Origin of the sequence: Boudabousia liubingyangii (assembly GCF_001907245.1) — a bacterium.
Classification (GTDB): Bacteria; Actinomycetota; Actinomycetes; order Actinomycetales; family Actinomycetaceae; genus Boudabousia; species Boudabousia liubingyangii.
In genome coordinates, this window is sequence record NZ_MQSU01000001.1 from 22,224 (window position 1) to 42,628 (window position 20,405).

The 20,405-nt window shown below is 56.4% G+C and carries 18 protein-coding genes and 1 other RNA gene; 3 read left to right on the plus strand and 16 right to left on the minus strand.

The window, feature by feature from the left end; all coding sequences use genetic code 11:
• Nucleotides 1-359: 359 nt before the first annotated feature.
• Nucleotides 360-719 (plus strand): SdpI family protein, encoded by a 360-nt coding sequence (locus BSR28_RS00135; protein WP_073708693.1) that lies wholly within the window; start codon nt 360-362, stop codon nt 717-719.
• A gap of 295 nt (nt 720-1,014) precedes the next feature.
• Here BSR28_RS00135 and ssrA read toward each other — a convergent pair.
• The 13 genes from ssrA to BSR28_RS00200 form a co-directional block, all read right to left on the minus strand.
• Nucleotides 1,015-1,391, minus strand: a transfer-messenger RNA (tmRNA) gene (ssrA, locus tag BSR28_RS00140).
• A gap of 125 nt (nt 1,392-1,516) precedes the next feature.
• On the minus strand, nt 1,517-2,038 hold the full coding sequence (smpB, locus tag BSR28_RS00145) for an SsrA-binding protein SmpB (protein WP_073708692.1): 522 nt from the start codon (nt 2,036-2,038) through the stop codon (nt 1,517-1,519).
• 27 nt (nt 2,039-2,065) lie between these two features.
• Nucleotides 2,066-3,415: a M23 family metallopeptidase gene (locus BSR28_RS00150; RefSeq protein WP_073708691.1), complete on the minus strand. Its 1,350-nt coding sequence runs from the start codon at nt 3,413-3,415 to the stop codon at nt 2,066-2,068.
• 3 nt (nt 3,416-3,418) lie between these two features.
• Nucleotides 3,419-4,333 (minus strand): permease-like cell division protein FtsX, encoded by a 915-nt coding sequence (ftsX, locus tag BSR28_RS00155; RefSeq protein WP_073708690.1) that lies wholly within the window; start codon nt 4,331-4,333, stop codon nt 3,419-3,421.
• 2 nt (nt 4,334-4,335) lie between these two features.
• Nucleotides 4,336-5,025 (minus strand): cell division ATP-binding protein FtsE, encoded by a 690-nt coding sequence (ftsE, locus tag BSR28_RS00160; protein ID WP_073708689.1) that lies wholly within the window; start codon nt 5,023-5,025, stop codon nt 4,336-4,338.
• 136 nt (nt 5,026-5,161) lie between these two features.
• Entirely contained in the window at nt 5,162-6,280 is a 1,119-nt protein-coding gene (prfB, locus tag BSR28_RS00165; protein WP_073708688.1) for a peptide chain release factor 2, read from the minus strand.
• A 27-nt stretch (nt 6,281-6,307) separates the two neighbouring features.
• Entirely contained in the window at nt 6,308-6,742 is a 435-nt protein-coding gene (locus tag BSR28_RS00170) for a hypothetical protein (protein WP_073712998.1), read from the minus strand.
• The gene (locus BSR28_RS00175) at nt 6,739-7,152 is read right to left on the minus strand and encodes a hypothetical protein (RefSeq protein WP_073712999.1); all 414 of its coding nucleotides are present in this window, start codon (nt 7,150-7,152) and stop codon (nt 6,739-6,741) included. Before BSR28_RS00175 ends, BSR28_RS00170 begins: the two co-directional genes overlap by 4 nt.
• Before the next feature lie 3 nt (nt 7,153-7,155).
• Nucleotides 7,156-7,641, minus strand: coding sequence for a hypothetical protein (locus tag BSR28_RS00180; RefSeq protein ID WP_073713000.1), 486 nt, complete (start codon nt 7,639-7,641; stop codon nt 7,156-7,158).
• A 51-nt stretch (nt 7,642-7,692) separates the two neighbouring features.
• The gene (locus tag BSR28_RS00185; RefSeq protein ID WP_233120572.1) at nt 7,693-7,902 is read right to left on the minus strand and encodes a hypothetical protein; all 210 of its coding nucleotides are present in this window, start codon (nt 7,900-7,902) and stop codon (nt 7,693-7,695) included.
• Between the two features lie 69 nt (nt 7,903-7,971).
• Complete coding sequence (locus BSR28_RS00190; RefSeq protein ID WP_158020310.1) at nt 7,972-8,835, minus strand: type II secretion system F family protein; 864 nt, start codon at nt 8,833-8,835, stop codon at nt 7,972-7,974.
• A gap of 50 nt (nt 8,836-8,885) precedes the next feature.
• Entirely contained in the window at nt 8,886-9,731 is an 846-nt protein-coding gene (locus BSR28_RS00195; RefSeq protein WP_073713002.1) for a type II secretion system F family protein, read from the minus strand.
• The gene (locus BSR28_RS00200) at nt 9,731-10,927 is read right to left on the minus strand and encodes a CpaF family protein (protein ID WP_233120573.1); all 1,197 of its coding nucleotides are present in this window, start codon (nt 10,925-10,927) and stop codon (nt 9,731-9,733) included. The genes BSR28_RS00195 and BSR28_RS00200 overlap by 1 nt, the downstream gene beginning before the upstream one ends.
• A 248-nt stretch (nt 10,928-11,175) precedes the next feature.
• Between BSR28_RS00200 and BSR28_RS00205 the strand changes: the two genes are divergently transcribed.
• The gene (locus BSR28_RS00205; protein ID WP_073713004.1) at nt 11,176-12,321 is read left to right on the plus strand and encodes a phosphotransferase; all 1,146 of its coding nucleotides are present in this window, start codon (nt 11,176-11,178) and stop codon (nt 12,319-12,321) included.
• Between the two features lie 58 nt (nt 12,322-12,379).
• Here BSR28_RS00205 and BSR28_RS00210 read toward each other — a convergent pair whose 3' ends face one another.
• The gene (locus BSR28_RS00210) at nt 12,380-15,625 is read right to left on the minus strand and encodes an ATP-dependent DNA helicase (protein ID WP_073713005.1); all 3,246 of its coding nucleotides are present in this window, start codon (nt 15,623-15,625) and stop codon (nt 12,380-12,382) included.
• Nucleotides 15,622-19,113 (minus strand): PD-(D/E)XK nuclease family protein, encoded by a 3,492-nt coding sequence (locus tag BSR28_RS00215; protein ID WP_073713006.1) that lies wholly within the window; start codon nt 19,111-19,113, stop codon nt 15,622-15,624. The genes BSR28_RS00210 and BSR28_RS00215 overlap by 4 nt, the downstream gene beginning before the upstream one ends.
• A gap of 210 nt (nt 19,114-19,323) precedes the next feature.
• Here BSR28_RS00215 and BSR28_RS00220 point away from each other — a divergent pair, with 210 nt between their 5' ends.
• Entirely contained in the window at nt 19,324-19,551 is a 228-nt protein-coding gene (locus tag BSR28_RS00220) for a DUF3107 family protein (protein ID WP_073713007.1), read from the plus strand.
• A gap of 9 nt (nt 19,552-19,560) precedes the next feature.
• Here BSR28_RS00220 and BSR28_RS00225 read toward each other — a convergent pair whose 3' ends face one another.
• Nucleotides 19,561-20,202: a ferritin-like fold-containing protein gene (locus BSR28_RS00225; RefSeq protein WP_073708677.1), complete on the minus strand. Its 642-nt coding sequence runs from the start codon at nt 20,200-20,202 to the stop codon at nt 19,561-19,563.
• Nucleotides 20,203-20,405: the final 203 nt, after the last annotated feature.

Here is a 20,405-nt window from a genome sequence, read left to right on the forward strand (position 1 = left end):
TGATTATCGATAGGTTTCTATCGATTGTCAATAGATTTGAGAAAACAACCGTTACATACTGAGTGCAGCGGCGAAACTGTACTTACAGGGAAAGCATCCCACGATTGGGCTTGATTTAAGGCTCCTACTTATCGTTGCGGGCTAAAAGTCTTTGACGACCAAAGATAAATGAGCGCGAGATCAGTGTTCATCCTTAAAAATGATGGTGATGTTGCCGTCGGCGTGGATGGTGACGTGGTCGATGAGGGTGAGCCAAGACAGAAAACCCATGGATATGCTCCTTTCAGGCTTGCAGGGGGGAATCGGCGGATAATGAGAAATGAAAACCAGACGGTTTCAGTCATCGATTGGAGGTAGCCATGTTTCTCATACAGTTGTTGTGCGCTCTCATATTTGGTGTTGGTGGTGCGCTCATGATGTGGATGGCCCTGAAGTCTAAGAACGAGACCTTCCCCCGCAACGACCTTTCTGGGTATCGCACCCAAACCATTCAGTTCAGTGACGAAACTTGGAAGGCAGCACACAAAGCATCCTGGCCTTACACAGCAGCAGCCGGCATCCTTCTTCTTATCGGAGCCCCCATCACCCTGCTGTCAAACACCACCGATGACTTCATCATCCGCAGCCTTACTACAACGATCTTGGTGGTAGTTGTCGTGTTTTCTGGTGGATACGTTGCCCAGAAAACAGCGAAAACAGTCAAGTCACAACAACAGTAGGCCCCGCTGGTCGTAGACTGACTCGCTGACTGGGCCTGCCCCGCATCTAATCGCCCGGTCTAGACCCAAGATTGTGGTGACGACCCTGTCGATTTTCTCAACGTTCTTCTCTTTGTCGGTTTGATAATTCCGGCTAGATCGCTGCGGATGAAAATGTTATCCATTTTCCACTTCTCAATACCAGGTGAAGATCGTGGCCCAGCTCTCCCACAAAACCGAGCATTTACAAGGGAAAACCCGCCTTCGGGCATGAAAAAAGATGCTGGCTTGGATTGTATCCAAACCAGCATCAGTAAAGTGGAGATGCGGGGAATCGAACCCCGGTCCGGCGGCTGGCCCTGAAGTCTTCTCCGGGTGCAGTTCACTAGGGAGTTTCTTAGCCCCAGGCCTCGCATGAACAACGCTACCTGACAGGCTCAGTCACTATAAATCTCGCGCTGCTAGAAGCGACTACTAGCAACGCCAGTGGCTCTCTAAACGACGCCAGCACCTAGGCCGAAAGCACTCCTAGGGTGACGGACTTTTTAGCGCTCGATAGCTCAGGCGGCTAGAGCGAAGTCGGTGCGGTCTTGTTTGGCACCTATTGGTTTACACAGATCGTTAACGAGGTGACTGTGCATCCTCGACCCGCTTCTCTTCAATCGACAACCGTCGTCGAAACCGATCATCCCCTATTGAGTTATCTAAAACCCAGTGGCCCGAAAGCCACCCCCAGCCAAACAGAAACCCTGTTCAACTAGGAAGATTATCTTAGCAGCTAGCCAACCTAGCCGCTAAAGTAAACCGCAACGGCTTACTCAGCCGCGGCGAGCATACGCGCGCATGGCACGCTGCGCCTCACGGGCATCCTGCTTCTCACGCAAAGCCTGGCGCTTATCCCACTCCTGCTTACCGCGAGCCAAAGCAATCTGCACCTTAACCCGACCACCAAGGAAATAAAGCTCCAAAGGCACAATCGTGTACCCCTTAGCCTGAACCTTCATCCCCAAGGAAAGAATCTCAGAACGGTGCATCAACAACTTACGTTTACGGGTAGGTGCGTGGTTAGTCCAAGTCCCCTGAGCGTACTCGGGAATATTGGCGCGAATTAACCAGATTTCACCATTCTCAATCTCAACCCAGGCCTCAGAAAGCGAAGCGCGCCCCTGACGTAGGGCCTTAACTTCGGTCCCGGAAAGAACAATCCCCGCCTCGAACTTTTCCTCGAGGTGGTATTCGTGCGCGGCCTTCTTATTGCGCGCAATCACCTTATACGCGTCCGCTGCCGCCTTGGCCTTCTCAGCCGGCGTCGGCTTGGGCTTCTTCCAATCCTTAGGCATCAAAAATCCTCAACTAGTTCAAAAATACTAGTTGCTAATATACGGCATTGGGTTAACAGATACCCCATCACGGATGATTTCAAAGTGCACGTGCGGGCCCGTAACACGACCAGTAGAACCAGTCAGACCAATCAACTGGCCACGCTTCACACGCTGACCAAAGGACACGAAACGTGCCGAAAGGTGACACTGGCGGGTCATCCAACGGTGCCCCGCAAAGATCCCCACATCGATCGTGACCATATTGCCACAACCCGGATCATAGTAAGACTCAACAACCATGCCGTCACGGACCGCAAACTGCTGCTGCCCCAAAGGAGAAGACAAGTCCACGCCCGCGTGCAAACGACGCGACCCCGTCACCGGGTGGATCCGGTAACCCCAAGGGGAAGTGACACGCATTGGGCCCTTAATCGGGGTCCCCCAAACCGAGTTTCCACCCACCGTGCCACGATCAGGCCCGGAGTCACCCACGTAAACCTGCCCACGCTTACGGGCGGCTTCACGCTCTGCTTCCTGACGCTTACGGATCGCCGCATCTAGCTCTTTAAGCTTCTGGTTCGAGGCTGCCAGGTCCTTCTGGTTAGCGGCCTCCGCCTTAGCGAATTCCTCGCGGCTCTGCTTAAGCTTCTCACCCAGGGTTTGGGTTTCACGCTGTAGGTCCTGCAGCTTCTTTAGGTTCTGTTCCTGCTGGTCGCGGGCCGCTTGGGACTGCGCGGTGGCCTGCTGGGCCTGAACCTGCAAGTCTTGAATCGACTTAGTCAAAGCCGCCTGGCGTTCCTTACGGCTACGGTTTTCAGAAATGTCGTTCTGAGCCTGCTGCAGTGTGCGCGTCTCTAACCGCGCCACGGTTTCAGCGGCATTCGAAAGGTCTGAGAGTTCAGCTGCCTTAGTCCCGGTGAGGACCAACTCGGTGGCGCTTTGTACGCCCTCGCCACGGTAAGTACGACGGACCAGGCGAGCGATAGAAACCTTAGAATCTGCCTCTTGCTTCTCGGCCTTCTTGATCTCATCCCCAAGGTTTTCCAGCTCGGTTTCCGCTGAGGCCAGACGAGCAGTAACCTGCGCTTCCTCACGCTGAGCCATGGCAACCTGAGCTTCAGCGGCAGCCAGCTCATCGGCAGCAATCGGAATCTGCGCGTTTACCTTCTGCAGGTCCACATAGACCTGACCCAATTGGGCATCAATGCCTTCCATCTGGGCGTGAGCCTGTTCGATAGCTTCTTGAGCTTGGCGGGCTTTTTCTTCTTCCTGCTGCTTCTTCTGATCTAGGTCATCAGCAACAGAAACCGGCGTAAGGGGGCCCAGCCAGCCGGTCGCACCCACCAGGGTGAACAGGCTGAAAGTTAAGCACAGGGCAACCCAAAACCGTTTCATACGCTAAACCTTCGTGTACTTCGCCAAAGAGATACCCGCAGCGATCGCTACCAGCACCAATGACACAATTACCAGTACCGGAGAGAGGATGGCAACTTCCTTATAGCCAATGAAAGAAGTCCACGGGAATGAGTCAGTCAGCCAACCCTGCACAATGACCTTCACGCCCACAAAAAGTGCCCCGATTGCAGCCGCAGCACCCACTAGGGCAGCAATTGCGGACTGAAGGATGAAGGGCGCCTGGATAAAGAGATTTGAGGCACCAACTAGACGCATAATCGCCGTCTCACGTTCACGTGACATCGCGAACAGGCGGATCGTAGTGGTGATCAGCAGGATCGCCGCGACGGTCATAATTGCCGCCAATCCCCACGTCAGGGCCGCGATCCGGTTCAGCGCGTTAAGTAGCGGCTTCACGACCTGCTGTTGGTCCATGACCTGGGCGACGCCCGGACGGGACTGGAACTCTTCAGAAACCACCTGGTACTTATTAGGGTCAACCAGTTTGACGCGGAAGGACTTCGGCATGACGTCCTCGGTCGCGAGCTTAACTACCGCGCGGTCCGGGTAGAGTCGCTTGAGGTTCTCTAGCGCCTGCGCTTCGGTCTCCAGTTCGAAGGACTTTACGTAGGGCTTCATCTGCGGGGATTCAAGCGCTTCTTTAACGGCAGCTACCTGTTCGTCACTGGCGGCTTTACCTTCACAGGAGCGATTCTCATCGTCCTTCGCGCACATGAAAATGGAAACTTCGATTTCGTCAAACCACTGGTTTTGTGATTTTGCGACCTGCATACGCAGTAGCGAACCGCCACCGACAAACAGGATGGAAACGAAGGTCACCAGGGCGATCGCTAGGGCCATGCCTTTGTCGCGGGCTAGGCCTTTGAAGGCTTGGGAGAGGATGAGTCGAGTACGCATACTTACCTTCCTGCCCCGTAGGAGCCGTGTTCTTGGTCGCGGATGACTTTTCCTTCTTCCAGTTCCACCACGCGGTTACGGACCTGGTTCACGATTTCGTGGTCGTGGGTGGCCATAACGACGGTGGTGCCGTTGCGGTTGATCTGGTCAAGTAGTCGCATAATTCCCAGCGAGGTACGCGGGTCTAGGTTACCGGTGGGTTCGTCCGCTAGAAGTAGCTTGGGCCGGTTGATCATGGCGCGGGCAATGGCGACGCGCTGCATTTCACCGCCGGATAGTTCGTGCGGCATGCGGCGTTCTTTACCGCCCAGGCCCACGGTTTCAAGGACGCGGGGTACTTCAGTGAGGATTAGGTGTCGGGGTTTACCGATCACCTGCATGGCGATTGCTACGTTGTCGAACACGGACTTGTTTTCTAGGAGTTTGAAGTCTTGGAAAACGGTGCCAATGTTGCGACGGAAGTGCGGTACGCGCCAGCGGGAAAGTTTGGAGACGTCCTTGCCTAGGACGTGGATGGTTCCGCTGGTTACCCGTTCTTCACGCAGGATGAGTGAGAGTAGGGTTGATTTGCCGGAGCCTGACGAACCGACCAGGAAGACGAATTCACCAGCCCCAATGTTGAGGGTGCACGAGTCTAGGGCGGGGGCGGCCCCGCGTTGGTAGATTTTCGTGACGTTCTCTAAGCTGATCATTTTGCTCCACTTGAGGTCCCCGGACCGAGCCGGTTGGTCATTAACATTTCTACCCTAGTTTGGGCGTGGCCCGCTTTGGGCGTTAGACACGCGTTATTGTGCGCTTTAGGGGTCGATTTGCTCCCTAAAGTGAGTCTCAGGCCTCTTCGGCGCCGTTTACGCGCCAGCGAATGCCAGCGTCAATGAAGGCGTCAATCGCTCCATCGAAGACGGCCGAAGTGTTGCCATCTTCGTAGCCGGTACGCAGGTCCTTGACCATCTGGTAGGGCTGCAACACGTAAGAGCGCATCTGGTCACCCCAGGCGGCCTTGATGTCGCCGGCCATTTCTTTCTTCTTGGCCTGTTCTTCCTCGTGACGCAACTGCAGTAGTCGTGACTGAAGGACACGCAACGCGGCGGCACGGTTCTGGATCTGCGATTTTTCGTTCTGCATGGAGACCACAATGCCGGTGGGAATGTGGGTCATGCGGACTGCAGAGTCCGTGGTGTTAACGGACTGACCGCCCGGACCGGAGGAACGGAAGACGTCAACCTTTAGTTCCGATTCGGGAATTTCGATCTCGTCGGTGGTTTCGATTAGGGGGATAACTTCGACCGCAGCGAAGGAAGTCTGGCGTCGTCCCTGGTTATCGAAGGGTGAGATGCGGACTAGGCGGTGGGTACCGGCCTCAACTGAGAGGGTACCGAAAGCGTAGGGGGCTTTAACTTCGAAGGTGGCCGATTTGATGCCGGCTTCTTCTGCGTAGGAGGTATCCATGACCTGGGTTGGGTAGCCGTGGCGTTCGGCCCAGCGTAGGTACATGCGTAGCAGCATTTCCGCGAAGTCGGCGGCGTCGACGCCACCGGCACCGGAGCGGATGGTGACGACGGCTTCGCGCTCGTCGTATTCGCCCGATAGTAGGGTGCGGATTTCTAGGTCGGCCAGGTCGCGGTTGATCTTTTCGAGGTCTGCTTCCGCTTCGGCTAGTAGTTCTTCGGCATCGGCGGGTTCTTCATCGCCGGCGATCTCTACTAGGGCTTCAAGGTCGTTGATGCGTTCGCCCATTTCTTTGACGCGCTGCAGTTCGGACTGCGCGTGCGATAGTGCAGAGGTGACTGCCTGGGCGTTAGCGGCATCGTCCCAGAGGTCAGGGGCGGATGCTTTTTCGCTCAGTTCAGCGATCTTTGCCTTGAGGGCGACGGGGTCAGTTACCGCTTCGACGTTCTCTAGGACGCCGCGGAGTTTCGTAATTTCTTCGTTAAAGTCAATGGCCACGTCCTCGATAATATCATTGCTGGGCCGCTACTCTCTTTGTGCTGAGCTTTCTACCACAGCTGTGAGGTATTCCCCTAGCCAACGACTCAGCAAAGGAATCCGCAGATTAGCACGCATTCGAACGTTCGTGGTGCGTCCTTCGCTCCACATGTTGAGGACTTCCACACGGGAATCGGGACTGCCGGGATTACCTGCCCGCGCTAGGTAAGACTGCAGCTTTTGTTGCATCTGCTCAAGGTTCGGGCCGCTATTTTGATAGTAGCTACTCTCGCTTGGGTCATTTAGCACGTAGATCAGGCCTAGGTCGGCCTGGGCCTGAAGGTTCTGCCGTTGGATATGCAGCGAAGCCATGACCGTGTAACCGGCAATTAGGAGTCCAATCAGTGCCCCTAGGGCCGCCATTAGTAGGTTGATTCGTCCCAACTCAGAACCTGCTGAGTTAGCTATCTTCAGTCGTTTCATGGCTTTAAATCCCTGCTGAGCACAATGGTGCTGGAACTTTCGACGGGGACCACCAAAGTTTTCGCCAGAGCTGGCCAGGCCGCGGTCCCGGGCAGTGCCGGGTGAGTAGTTACTTTTACGGTTGCAGTTTCCCCAGCTAGGCAAGCTCCACACTCCAGTTCTACTTGCAGGTCGGTTCCTAGGTGATAATCCTGTTTGGCGAACTCAATCTGCTGATTGATTAGCGACCGTTGCCCTCCTTGGGCGGCAAGCTGTGCAATAGCATGGTTTATCTGGTTAGTTGCGTAGGTATAGGACTGGATCTGCGCTAGGGCGACGATCGTGTAAATCAAAGGCAGTACCAGTAGGGCCAGCATGCCAACGAATTCGATCGTGGCCTCCCCCGCTTCCTGTTTCCAAAGCGCTTTCATACTTCAGCCTCCCGCCTTGGGGTTAACAGGTGGCCTAGGCCGCAGGCGAATTTGATGACTTTCAAAACTCAGTCCGGATTGCGGACCAAACTTGACGAGCACTGGTAGCCGAGTGGTTACTTTTACGCTTAGCAGGTCAGCAATCTGGTCAGGGTTTTGCTCTGCCCCTGTGAGTGGCAGGATCTTCACTTCCACTTGGGCATCTTGGTGCGCGCCGGCGCTCTGAGCCAAGAGTTGACGGGTTCGTGCCTCTACTTCCGCAGGTGTGGCACCTAGCAGTGCACCTCTGCGGGCAGCTTGCGCGGTTACATCAATGACAGTGGCGCGAACATGGAAACTATAGGCCAGCTGCAGCAGGGCCAGAATCACGATCAAGACCAGGGTTTGGACCATAATGTGTGAGGCAATTTGATTGCCCCTCTCATCACGGACACGCTCCCTGAGTCGATGCCAGGTTTTCTGGCAGTGTAGTTCACGATTCTTTCTCACTGCACGCCTCTAGAAACTTTGTAGAAATGCCTTGCTTTTGCCAGCGTGGCGCTAGGGCTGGCGTACGGAGTTGATGGCGTCTTGGAAAAGTTGGACCAGCTGGGGGCCAGCTACGGCCCACAAGGCGGTCACAATGCCTGCGGTCATGAGGGTGACTAGCACCCAACCGGGTACGTCGCCTCTTTCTGTTTTTGCGGCGTGCTTGATTTTCTTTCCTAGGTTTAGGCCGCAGATCTGCAGCAGGGTCCAAAAGTTGCTCATTTTCTTTCCTTTCGGTTGGTTTTCATTTCTTGGTTTTCATCAATCCGACTTTTCGAAGGTTTCAAGGTCTTAGAAGCCAATCTTTAAACTCGCGAGGCCGGGATAGAGGGCAAAAAGAATGGTGACGGGGAGGATTAGGAAGACCACCGGAATCAGCATGGCTATCTCTTTTCGTCCGCCCATTTCGATCAGTTCGCGTCTTTGAGCTTCCCGCGCATCTAGACTTTGGGCTCGAAGTACCTGCGCTAAGGGAGTACCTCTTTCGATTGCCACCAGCAGGGCTTCGGTTAAACGATTAAGCGCTGGGTCCGGGTTTCTTTGGATCAATTTATTGAGCGCTTCAGGTAAGGGAGTTCCAACTTTTACTACCCCTAAGACTTCCTCAATCTCTTCACCTAGCGGGCCCGGAATGGAGGGCCGAACCCTAGTTAATGCATCTACTAGGCCTTCGCCAGCGGCTACTGAGAGGGAAATCAGTTCTGCACAGTCTGGCACTACCATCCCGATCTGCGACTGACGGGTTTTTGCTTTCCAAGTGAGCCACCGATCTGGCGCCAGTAGGCCCAGGATTCCACAAATGATGGTGACGATCAGGAATACCCATGGATTTTCTGGACTGTGCAGGTGCCAAAATCCCCAGATCAGGGTGGTTAAGACCAGTGCTGCTAGGCCGCTTAAAAGCTGCAGAAGACGGACCTTCTTAATGGTCCATGACAGATTCGCTTCGGCCAGCCGTCTTTTCACTGAGGGGCCGGTTGAGCCAAAGTATTCCAGTAGCCGGTTTAGGGCGTCCTGCAGTGGTGAGAGTAGGTTTTCATCGAGGAGGGTTTTGACATCTGAAAGCTCTGGACGTACTTGTTTCTCCCCCAGATAGTTTCCAGCTCGTTGAGAAAGTGTGGGGCGCTGCCGGCGATAGGCACTGTAGCTGGTCACTACCCCTAGGCTTAAACCGCTACCGATCAGAAATCCTAAAAGGTTCATAGTCATCGGATCCTGACCGGTAGCTGTCCTAGACGATTCATTAGCCAGTAGGCAAAGAGGGTGACCAGTAGACCGAAGACTAGAATCATGGATCCTTGGGTGGTGGCATAAACATTTGCGCCACCGGTCCGGGTGGTGATCATCAAGAGGACGATCCAGGGAGTCAGCACAGCTAGGCGGGCAGCATTTTTAGTCCAGCTTTGACGCGATTCCAGTTCTCCCCTAGTCCGCAGGTCGGCGCGCATCATAGCCGAAAGGTCACGCAACAGTAGCCCTAGGTCGCATCCGCCTACCTCGTAAGAAATACGCAAAGCATGGATCAGGCGGTCAGCTTCAGTGTCATTGAGTCTGGCCCGTAGGGTTTCTAAGGCTTTAACAAAACTTCCCGTGGCTTTAAAGTCAGAGGTGAAGGCCGCGAAGTCAGCGCTCATCGGGTTTGAGTTGGGGCGGCCCAGTTGGGAAAGAATCTCTGGCAGGGGCAGCCCGGCCCGGACACCAGCAATAATTTCGTCCAAAATATTAGGCCAGTGAGCCCGCCTTAGCAGGAAGCGTCGTTTGCCCTGATTTACTAAGAACAGGTACGGCATGGCTGCCAATCCAAGGCCGATAATTAGGGCGATTAGGGGCGTTTTTGTAAGCGCAAAACTGATTAGCGCTCCCATCAGAAAAGCCACGAAGGACGCTAGCCATAAAAGCGAGGGCGGAGTGTCGAAGTATCCGGCTTCAGCAAACAGGGCCCTAGTTTTCTCAAGTTTTGGGGGCCGTAACTGGTATTCGTCAGGGAAGGTGTAAGCCCAGTAGCAGAGGGCCAAACCAATCCCGGTCAAGATGCCAACTAGCGCTCCCATTACTGGTCCACCCTTGCTAGGAGCTCGGAGGCTTTTTGCCCGATCCGTTCGAAGCGCGCATCAAGTTGATAGCCGCCGCTTCCCGCCTGGGCTTGTTTGCCGTCAGAACTGTAGAGGGTCGCGGTTTCAATGACGCCGTTTTCGCTGCGCCCGGGGACATGGATTACCTCTGAGATATAGCGGTGTCCTTGATTGTCACGGTTAATGTGGATCACCAGGTCGATGGACATTGCTAGAGTGGGCACGACGAACTGACTGGTGACGTTCTCACCTGCTAGAAGCGGCAGCACGCTGAGCTTATTTAGGGCTTCGCGCGCCGAGTTAGCGTGCAGGGTACACATGCCGGGAATGCCCGCGTTTAGAGCAATAATCATGTCTAGGCTTTCTGCGCCGCGGACTTCCCCGATGATTAGTCGCTCTGGGCGCATACGCAGGGATTCTTTGACCAGGTCCCGCAGTTGTACTTCCCCGCGTCCTTCGAGCGTGGGCGGCCTGGTCTGCATTGAGATGAGGTCGAAGTTCCCCAGTCCTAGTTCGAATACTTCTTCACAGGTGATGATGCGTTCAGAAGAGGGAATTTCCCCGGCGAGGGCGCGCATTAGGGTGGTTTTTCCGGCTTGGGTGGCCCCTGAAACCAGGATTGTGAGCCCGGCTTTGACTGCGGCGGCTAGGAAATCCGCCAGACCTTGGGTCAGGGTTCCTAGGGGTACTAGCTCTTTGACTTTTCGGGCACCCACTAGGTGCTTGCGGATATTGAAGGTCCAGTGGCGGTTAACGATTGGTGGGATGACTACGTGTAGTCGCTCTCCCCCGGGCAGGGTGGCATCCACGAAGGGTGAGGAGATATCGATGCGTCTGCCTGAGGCCAGCAGCATGCGTTCGACGAGGTTGCGCACTTCGGCTTCTTCTAGCAATACCGGGGTAAGTTCGGGGATGCCTTTTCGGGCTACGAAGATCCGTTGCGGATGGTTGCACCAGATTTCTTCAACTTCGGGGTCATCTAGGTACTGTTGGAGGGGCCCAAACCCGCTGATGGTGTTGATGAGTTTGTTGATTAGGCTGGCCCGTTGGTCTTCTTCGGTGAAGGGGCTGGCGGTGGCGATTTCTTCTTGTCGGACAACCTCGGTGATTAGTTCCGCTAGGCGTCCCTGCTCATACTGGGGATCAATTTGTTCTAAACGAACTTGTTGACGCACCTTTGTCTCTAAGTTTGAAAGATCCATCAATCCCCCTTGTATAGGGTTGCAGATTTGCTTGAGCAATCTGACCATTTCGCTTTACGCCCATATCTTAAGCAATAGACCTTCTGCTTTTCATCAACTTTTCCTGCGACTGTGGATAACTTTTTTGAGGACTCAAGAAAATATTTATGCAATAAGTCACACTGCAATGCTTTTCGGGTGGAATAGCGGACAATCGCTACCTCTCCCTTTAACTTGGAAGAATGAGTCAAGAGTTTTCACCCCTGGTCCTAGCATCACTGGCAGTCACCGCCCTCCCAGAGCGAAAAATTGTCGGCCTCACCGGACCCCAGTACGAAACCGAAGACTTCGCCGTGACCGGCATTGAACTAGCCGACCACAGCACCCTAGTGGTCACCGCCCCCAAAAACGCGGCCGCTGGCGCCAACCTCGAAGCCCAATACCACCTACTAAGCATCCTCAACCGGGCCCGTCAAGCCGGCGACCTAGGCTTTGAAGTCCCCCAACCGGTAGGTATGACCCGCGACCAAGAAGCCGGGAAAAGCGTCCTCGTCCACACGAAGGTACCCGGCCACCCGCTAACTGAAGACGAACTAGTCGAACACTCCCTAGCGCGTTCAATCGGCCACGCCCTAGCCTCCCTGCACAGCCTTGACGCACACTACTTCGAACGCGCCAACCTCACCCAGCTAAACCCCAAACAGGCTTGGATCCGCCACCGCTCGCTCATTCGCTCCTGCCAAGACGTGCCCGCAGTGCCGCGCTCACTACTAAAACACTGGCGTGAAACCCTACTCTCAGAAGAACTCTGGGGCTACCGGGCCGTTGCCGTTCACGGTGATGTCTCTCCCGAATCATTCCTAGTCGTGGGCAACACTGTCATGGCCATGCGAGACTTCGCCAAAGCCCACCTAGGTGACCCCGCCCAAGACCTAGCTTGGTTCCTAGCAGCCTGCGAAGAAGAGTTCTTCGAACAGCTCTGGACCGCCTACACCAGTGCGCGCCCCGAAGCTGACGAAGGCCTATGGGATCGCGCGCAACTATGGTCTGAGCTTCGCATCGCCCAGTGGCTACTAGCCGCCCGTGAAGACAAGGACAAAGAATCCGAGGAAGCCGCGTTGAGCGTCCTACGCGACCTCGCCGAAGGCTATGGCGGGCAGATTGACTTTACGCCCCAGCCGGTAGACCGAAACGCGCCCACCACCGTGATTCCCTTCCCGAAGCTCAGCGACCTGGAAGCTGCTGAGGAAGAAGAAACAGAAACGATAGACCCGGGCGCAGAAACCTCACCCGCCACAGAAACAGCAACGGCAGAGAACATTACCGAAGTAGAAAACTGGGGTAAGCCCGAATCAGGCGACTGGGAAGACCCCGAAGAACCCGCCTAGGCTGAACGAAAAACCCGCCGAACCTAATCGAGAACCCGCCTAGGGTAGGCAGGCTCCCCTACTGGCCCAGCAGGCGGCTAACCTCTGCCGCTAGGTCAATCCCAGCTAGATCCTGTGCTAGGAACTCATCACTGTGCAAGACCTGTCCCCCACTGCCAAAGAACACTAACTGCGCGGGTACTTCCTGCTCATAACCATGCCGCTGCGCATACGCCAACTGGTACAGACGCAGCTGCACGGCATAGCGCTGACGCGCCTCCCCCTTAGTGGGATAACGCCCCGTCTTCCAATCCACCAGCAAAGGCTGGCCCGTCTGACGGTGACGGAACACCGCGTCAATACGGCAAGGAACCGAAAGCTCCCCCAGCTTAATCAAGTAGTCGGTCTCCAGTTCCTCCACCTGATAGTCCTGGTGCAGTGGCAACTGCGTAAAGACCTCTTTCCAGGACTCCACCTGAGCCATTTCCTTCTCAGTCAAAGGCCGCGTCGGCGCAGCCTCGTCCAACTCGGTGAGGACCTCAGCTGAACGTAAAGTCCGCTCCACCCAGTTGTGGAAATAGGTGCCCAAAGTGGCTTCAGGTTTACGCACTTGCGGGACCGGGCGGCGTATCTGCCGGGCATAAGCATCCGCATCCGCAATCAGGTTCTCCACGCTAGTAGCACTAACGCGCCCCAAGGGGATCCGGACCTCGTCCTGGGTCTGCTGCTGTTCAAAATCTGCCAGCAGAATCTCTAAGTTTTCTTTCAGCGCCTGAAGCTGTGATTGTTCCGCTGGGGTGGCCGCCGCGAACGCCTGCGTAAAAGCCGTTTCCAGAGCCTGCGGGTCCTGCGCACTCAGATTAGTGATTGCACTAGCTGCCACCAGTCGGCCAGATTGCGCCTCCTCATTCTCTGGCGGCCATAAACTATAGCGCTTGCGCCCATCACTTTCGGGGCGCTCTGCTGGGCGCTCTACCTGCGTTTCCAGCCCCGGGATTTGCAATGGTCGAACCGGGCTAGCAGGCATCATCAGAGCCTCAGATAAAAAGCGTGATTCGAAAGCATAACCAGCGCGCTGCCCATCATGGAAAGCCATGGAGAGCAGTAGCTGTTTCCGGGCTCTAGTGAAAGCCACGTAGGCCAGCCGGCGCTCCTCCCGAACCTGGTAGTCACCAACCTCCTGCTTGTACTGGTCCAAGTAATCTTTCGTGTCTTCCTCGGGCCAAATAAACTCCGGTAAGGACTTCGCATCCCCGCGCATCTCAAACGGCAAGGACCCCGGGTCGGTCAGCCAAGCCGACTCCTTCGCCGGGTAGAGCTCATCCTTAGAGGAGTTGTAGTAGCGACTCACGCTGGGGAAAGCAGTCTCACGCAGGTCCGGAACCGCAACCAAATCCCACTCTAGGCCCTTCGCGGCATGCACGGTCATAATATTTACCGCCCCGGGGACCGATTCGGCACCCGCTACCTCAAGGCCGCGTTCTTCCCGCTCGGCCGTATCCAGCCAGTTCAAAAAGTCAGCCAACTGTACGTTCGGGTTACTCTGCGCAAAATCCCGGGCGGTCTGGCGGAACTGGTTCAGAGCGGCCTCGGCAGTGGCCGGGGACTGCGAAACCTGCGCCTCTAAATCCAAGCCCAGACTCTGAATCGCCTGGTTAATACGCTGCGGCAATGGCAGGGCCACGGTCGCACGGATCTCCCGCAGGGCCTGCCCAAGGCGAACCGCCCGAGCTATCGCCGCCGCGCTCAAGCCAGCCCCCGCCCACTTTTCAGCTGCCGGATCCTGTGCCAGCTCATTAAGCAGGTCAATCATGGTCACCGGATGGGAAGCATACTCTTTGCTCTCTTTGCGCGCCAAACGACTCAGGGCCTGCAGATCTTGGGCTCCCCACCGCCACTTATCCAATAGTCGCAGCAGGTGCGAATCATCGCTGGCATCCTGCGCGCACTTCAGCGCACTAACTAGGTCCATAATGACCGGGATTGCCAGCAGGCCGCCCGTGGCTGAAACCGCTACCGGCAGTCCCGCCGCCACGCAGGCGTCAGCCATACGTTGGAAGTTGGACCTGGTCCGGCACAAGATGGCCATGCTGGGGCTGGCCAAGGGGTTTTCAAAGTTGTACTGCTGGGCGAACCACTGCGCGATCCCCTGCGCTTCTTGGGTCTCATCGAGGGTTTTTTGTACCAGCACTTGGCCGGCCTTAGCGCCGGGCCGGGGTTCTAGCGGGATCGAGGTGGCAGCGCTCTTAGCCCGACGGAAATCCGCCGCAGTATTGTTGGCGACTTCTAGGATGACTTTATCGTTTCGCCACGAGGTCGCCAGCGTCAGTTGCCCCACGTGCTCACCAAAGTTGGTGGCAAAGTAGTCCAGGGCCCCGGCTGAGGCCCCACGCCAGCCGTAGATTGCCTGCAGTGGGTCACCGACGGCAGTAACCGAGTGGTCTTTAAACAGGGTCTCTAGCAGGCTTAGTTGAATGACCGAAGTGTCTTGGAATTCGTCCAACAGTACGTCAGAATATTGCTCCCGCTGTTGGGCCACCAGTTCGGGATATTTGGTTACTAGGGTGTGGGCGTGGGCAACTTGGTCACCGAAATCAACTAGGTGGTGTTTGGCTTTATAGGCCCGATGTTCGGCAATAATGTCCAGTAGTTCCAGCCGTTGCGCTAGGGCTTCAAGGATTGGTGCTAGCAGGCGTTCAGGCTTTTCGGGTTGTTCTTCGATCATCAGTTTTATGCCCTCACGCGCGGCATCCACACTGAGCCCGTGGTTGGCCAGGTCATCGTTTAGGCTCATCGCGCGACTGATGATGGTGGGCAGGGATTTTTCCTTCGCCAGGTTGGGGATTTCCGTCGCGGTTTTATTGGCAATGATCTGGTAGTAGATCTGCCAGCTTTCGGCCTCTCCCAATAGCTGCGCGTCCGGGGGTAGGTTCAGCAGGTATCCGTATTCTTTAACCAGGTTGGCGGCATAGGAGTTATAGGTTGAGATTTCAACGGTATTTCCCAGCAGCCCGCTATCAGTTTTGGGTTGGAAGAGTCCAGCGCGGCTTAGGGCCGCTAGGTTCCGGGCGATGCGTTGACGTAGTTCGCTGGCGGCCTTTTTAGTGAAGGTCAGGCCTAGGATCTGTTCTGGTTGCGCCAGTCCGTTGGCTACTAGGTAGAGGACGCGTGCGGCCATGGTTTCGGTTTTGCCTGAGCCCGCCCCGGCCACGACCAGGAGTGGTTTTTGGGGTGCTTCAATGATGCGTGCTTGTTCCGCAGTGGGCAGGAATTCCTTGTTTAGTGCCCGGGCGATCTGTTCGGCAGAGTATTTGGGGGTGCTCATACGGTCCTCCGTCCGGATTCTTTTTGTGGGCATACCTGACGGTAGCTGCAGAAGGCACAGTTCGGGTTTTCGATTGCCGCTAGCTGACTACCCCGAACCGAGTTGGCCGCGGCAGAGATCAGTTCGGTGACCTCTAGGTGGGTGTAGCCAGCCTCGGGGTCTGCCGGGCCGGTCCAAGTGAGCGCATCCAAGTCCAAGCGCGCCCCCTCCAAGTCCCCTGGCGGGGTGGGCCGCAGTGGGTGTTGTTCTAGCGAGTTGGGTTTCTTGTAGTTCTCGTTGAGGAAGACCAGTGCGGCCCCGTTCGGGGTTCGGCCACTTTCTGCCAGTGCCCACTGGTAGCAGGCCAACTGCAGGTTATTTTCACATTCGGCCTTTCCGGGTTTCTTTCCGGTTTTAAAGTCGATTACGCGGAAGGTGCCCGTCTGTGGGTCTGATTCAAGTCGGTCAATGCTGCCCACAATCTTGAAGTGCGGTCCCGGGACGTCTAGTTTTTCTTCAAACTTGGCGGGGAATTCTTGGCGCCCGTTCAGGTAGGCAGCCAACAGTCCCACCTGGTGTAGCGCTTTGGCTAGGTATTGGTCTTTTTCGAGGGGGCTTAGTTGCGGATGTAGACGCGGCCAGGCGGCCTCGACCTCGGCCTCTAAATGGGCCTGCAGGTCCCCCAGTTGAACCTCTTTGGCAAGTAGTTTTTGCCCATATTTTTCGGCTAGTTCGTGGATGAACGTGCCATTGTCCTGTTTGAAGGTGTGGGGTTTAGTGACTTGCTTATCTAGGGTGGCCCGGAGGGGGCATTCGAGGATGCTCTTTACCCGTGACGGCCCTAGGGCGACCTGTTCTTCGGGGGCGTAGAGCGGCGCATTGCCACTATTGGGTAGGACTTCGACCCAGGCGCGCGGGTCGGCCCCGGGGACTCCCTTTTGGTGAGCTTTAGCTACCAGGGCGCGGGCCGCCAACTCGAGGGCGCTGGCTTGGCTGCCTTCGGGCGTGGTTTGCAAGATTCCCCGCAGGCGGCCCAGCAGGTGCCGCAGGTTCAGGCGTTCTTGCGCATCCTGGTACTGGTAGTCGCCGTTTTCTTTGAGATTAGTGCGTTTTACGATGCTGGGCAGGGCCCCCAGGAATAGTGAGGGTGATTGGGTTTCGTCATCAATGGCGGTGAGGATGACTTGGTGGTGGGCGCGAGTGAGGGCGTGGATGAAAAGTTGGAGTTCTTCGCGCATCTTGTCCGCGCGGGTGTCTTTGGTTCCCGCAAGGTTAGCTAGGCGTTCCCCGGGGGCTAGTTCGCTCAGTAGCGCCAGGTTGCCGATTTGGTAGAGGGAGTCGCGGATCCGCAGGTTGGGGAAGTTGCCGTCCTGCAGGGGTGAGAGGTAAACGGTGTCGAAGTGTTTGCCGGCGCTGGAGGCGATGGTCATAATGTTGAGCGCGTCGGGCCGGATTGAGGTGTTCGCCAGGTTTGCTACGGCCACGCTGGTGGTTAGTTCCTCGGTGGCGTATTCCCGGGCGTTTTGGGCTGGGTGGAGCTGTTCCCAGAGGTCGGCGCGTCGGAATAGTGCCACGGCGGCGTCTAGGTATTCGTCGGCCCAGAGTTGTCCGTCGATGGCTGCCTGTTGCCACTGGGTGATTTCGGGGTTGTATTTTTGGGCGGATTCCCAAATGTTCCCTAGGGCTTCGGCGGGTGATTGTCCGCCCACATCGCGGGCGGTTTTGAGCAGTTGGGCGGTGACCAGCAGGGGTTTGAACAGCGGATTTTGCTGCTTATTCAGGTATTCCTGGTGCAGGTTTTCTAGGGTGGGCAAGTCTCGACTTAGGGCCTTGAGAATTTCCGAGGGCGTGTAGTCCGGGTCGTAGAGTTCGGCCAGTTTGTTTTGGGTGGCGATTTCTCTTTCGAGCCAGGCGTAGGCTAGGGGGTCTGCACCTACGAGGGGTGAGTAGAAGACTTCTTCGATGCTGGCTTGTCCGGCTAGGAGTCTCAGCAGGGTGTGAGTGACGGGGTTTTCGTTGAGGGAGATCTGGTTGCCTGGTTCGGCGACGTTTATCCCCTGCTGTCGGCAGGCTAGGGTCAGGGCTTGTCGGTCTTTGTTGTCGCGGGTGAGGATCGCGATTTGGTTGAGCGGGATCCCGTCTTTGAGGTGTCGTTCTTGGATGCTGGAGGCGATCCAGGCCGCGTGTGTGAGGTGGTGGTCGAAGATTTTGACGCTGACCGGGGTTGGGTTTTCGGCAGCTGCTAGTGGGCCTAGCCGGTTGGCGAAGCCGGGTAGGGCTTGGATGCTTTCATTGACGATTTCGGTTGCGTCTGCGCCTTGGAAGCGACTACCCATAATGGTCCGGTTTTCGGTTTGGAGTCTTTGGGTGAGTTCACTGACCTGGATAGTTTTGGCGCCTCGGTAGTTACTGATGGTTCCGGCAGGTGCGTAGGTCGCTAGGAGGGGCTGCGTGCGGGAGGCTTCGGTGAGGAAGTTCAGGGCTGCCGGTGAGAGGTCTTCGAGGTCGTCGATGACGATGGCTTCCCACTGTGGTCGGGGCCGGTTTAGACCCTCGAGGTTTTGTAGTTCGTCCCAGTGCTGCAGCAGGTAGGTGGCTAGGTTCAGGGCCCCGGGGGCGGTGAGTTTGAGTCCTTCGCGCCGGTTGTTAAGTTCGGGCAACAGGGTGTCTTCCGGGTGAGCGCCGGGGGTGTCTGCGGCTTGGGTTAGTTCGCTAAATAGGTCGAGGGGGCTCTGGGTGAAGTTTTCGGACAGGCTGGCGGTATCGGCCGGGGAGGACTGCCCAGGGTCTTCCCCGCTGTCCTTTCGGGCGGCGGTTAGGCGTTGGATTTCGGCTTGGCTGACGTCGATTTTGCCGAGGATGCGCGCCAGGTTTTCCCACAGCTCACGGGGCATGGTGGCATCCCCGACGGGGCCGCCTTGGGCTAGCTTTTGGATCCGGGTGGGGGTAAGTCCTAGTTCTAGGGCACGTTCGACTGCGGCTCGGGTTTCATTGCGGAAGAATTCGCTGGCCCGGATTTCCTCACCGTATTTTTCTTCCCATTCCAGTTCTGGGCTTAGTAGTAGCTCCCCTAGGAGGGCGTCTAGTTCGGCACCGGAAAGAATGGTGGGGGTCCCTAGTGGATCTAGGCGTTCAATGTAGAAGATTTTGATGACTTCGAAGGCTAGGGCGGCCGGGGTGCGGGCTGGTCGCGCGCTGAGCATTTGGGGGTGCAAGAGGTCGTAGAGGGCGGCGTTGAGCTGGTTGGCGGCGGCCGAGTTGCAGATTAGGACGGGGGCACGTTTTTCGGTACTGCCAGTGTCCTTGGTGCTGGGTTCGAGTTGGCCTAGAGCGGCTAGACAGAGGGTGGATAGGCCACTGCCGGGGTGGCCTGAGACTAGTAGCCGCGGGTGTTGGGGCCAGTCGTTTAGGACCTGTTGGATTTGGGGGTCTAGTTCCGGCAGCTGAAAGGCGCTTGGGGAAGTGAACTTTAGGTGTTTGCTTCGCGTCGTGGGCTGCTGGCTAGTCATGGATTCAAAGTTAGTGGACTCACAGTATCTTGGGCAACTTGGTCAGGGTGTGTTTGTGGATCTGTGGTGAGGGTTTTCCCCTGAGCGGAGTTTAGGTCACGCAGGCTTCGCAGCTTCCTGCTAGCCGGTAGAATCGACGTCATTCGAATACATGAGTTTGGTATGCCGGGACTGGCAAGTTACCCGGACCAATTATTAAGTGAGGTTTTGATGAATCTAAATATTGGTGTGCAGGGTTCTACTCGCGAGCTGAAGCTGGAAGAGGTCGAACTCTCTGAGGAACAGCTTTTGGAATTGGTTAAGCACTCCTCTACTTCCGGTGAGCCCCTAGTACTAGAGGCAGAAAAGGGCCGTAAGGTCATTATCCCGGCCGCTGCCCTAGGCTACGTCGAAATTACCTCTGACGAAAAGCGCGCGATCGGTTTCGGCCTAGTCTAACCGATTTAATCAGCCAGCCAGGCCCGCGGCCGCCATCCGGGCTTCGTGACGGTGCCCCATCTGAGTCATCATTTCGCCTAGTTTGTTGGTGCCGTGAACGCCTAGTTCTAGTCGCAGGGTCAAGCCTTCCCGGGTCAAGCCCAGGGTTTCCCCGAAAACGCGACGTCCCCAGAGGGAGAGGCGAGCGGCCTCGGCAGAATCATCTTTAACGTGTGCAGCTAGCAGCGGCTTAGCGAACTCCTCGTAACCGAAGTCGGTCATGGCGGGGCGGCAGTGTTCTAGGTCGGTGCCCGCACCAACCTCGGCCGCGAGGTCCGCGAACAGGCCAATGGTGACGTAGGACTTGAGCAGGCGTTCCCACCAGTCCTTGGGGCGCAGGCGGGACTCTAGGTCGTTGACGTTCCCGTAGAAGGCTGAGATAAGGGCAGTGAAGTCCTCGTCATTGCGGCGGGCCCAAGCGCGCAGCTGTTCTAGCCCCGCGACGGCCTTAACGATCATTTCAGCTAGTTCCACAGACTCTTTCACGCTGGGGGCCATGGTGGAGTCTTTACCCATCCGGCCCACGGCGGCCAAGGTGGCATAGGCGACGAATCCGGCCTGGGCGGGGGTCGCGGGAACTAGTTTTTCAGCATTCTGGGAGTTCTGGCTCATAGTGCTAATTCTAACGCGCCCCGCTACTTTCCAGCACGCGCTAGGCTGGGACGCTAGACTGGGAGTGTCGATTGACGTTGCCAACTAGGCTGAAAACTGTTTTCTTGACTGGTTTCTTTCCAGTAGCTTCATAGTTTTTTAGGCGCTTAGGCGCGATTTTATGATGCGTTCCCTCAGCTTTTGCGGCGTCGATCCCACAGACA